This is a genomic window from Micromonospora sp. NPDC023814, from assembly GCF_040639595.1.
Classification (GTDB): domain Bacteria; phylum Actinomycetota; class Actinomycetes; order Mycobacteriales; family Micromonosporaceae; genus Micromonospora.
In genome coordinates this window covers 1-1,029 of sequence record NZ_JBFAAF010000266.1, presented here as the reverse complement: position 1 = coordinate 1,029, position 1,029 = coordinate 1, and the positions used below count along the sequence as shown (strand labels likewise).

Sequence of the window (1,029 nt, the reverse complement as noted above, 5' to 3'; positions counted from 1 at the left end):
TGGGTCTGCTCGTCGAGCGGGGCAAAGACGGCCAGGCCGTGCGATACCAGGCGGTGGTGCCCGCGGGGTGGTCCTCATCCGAGCGGCAGGCGGCCGCCGACTGGCTCGACCGCCAACCCCCACCGGCGCCCTCCGTGAACACCCCGCCGGTGCCCGCAGCGGTGTACGAAGCCCTCCAACAGACACCGAGCGTGGTGCCGGGCAGCGCGGTCGTGGTGTGGGCGGCGATGCTGCGTCACGGCCAGCCACTCACGACCGCCCAGGTCATCGACTCCACCGTTCTCAACCAGTCCGCGATCACCAGCCTGGACGCCGCCGCGCGGTACGTGAAGGCGTTGCGGGGGCAGGGCCTGCTCGTCGCGCAGGGCAAAGACGGCAATGCCGTGCGATACCAGGCGGTGGTTCCCCAGGGGTGGTCCCCATCCGAGCAGCAGGCGGCCACCGACTGGCTCGACCGCCAACCCCCACCGGCGCCCTCCGCGAACACCCCACCGGCGCCCTCCGTGAACACCCCGCCGGTGCCAGCAGCGGTGCACGACGCCCTCCAACAGGCAGACAGCGTGGTGCCGGGCAGCGCGGTCGTGGTGTGGGCGGCGATGCTGCGTCACGGCCAGCCACTCACGACCACCCAGATCATCGACTCCACCGTTCTCGACCAGTCCGCGATCACCGGCGTGAGCGCCGCCAAGCGGTATGTGCAGGTGTTGCGGGGGTTGGGTCTGCTCGTCGAGCAGGGCAAAGACGGCAGGGCCGTGCGATACGAGGCGGTGGTGCCCGCGGGGTGGTCCCCATCCGAGCAGCGGGCGGCCACCGACTGGCTCGACCGCCAACCCCCACCGGCGCCCTCCGCGAACACCCCGCCGGCGCCCTCCGTGAACACCCCGCCGGTGCCAGAAGCGGTGCACGAAGCCCTCCAACAGACACCGAGCGTGGTGCCGGGCAGCGCGGTCGTGGTGTGGGCGGCGATGCTGCGTCACGGCCAGCCACTCACGACCGCCCAGGTCATCGACTCCACCGTTCTCGACCAGT

General features: G+C 71.9%; 1 protein-coding gene. It reads left to right on the top strand.

The features are described from left to right. Positions 1-38: 38 nt before the first annotated feature. On the top strand, positions 39-1,029 hold a 991-nt coding region (locus tag AB0G14_RS35905), incomplete at its 3' end, for a hypothetical protein (protein WP_357705289.1).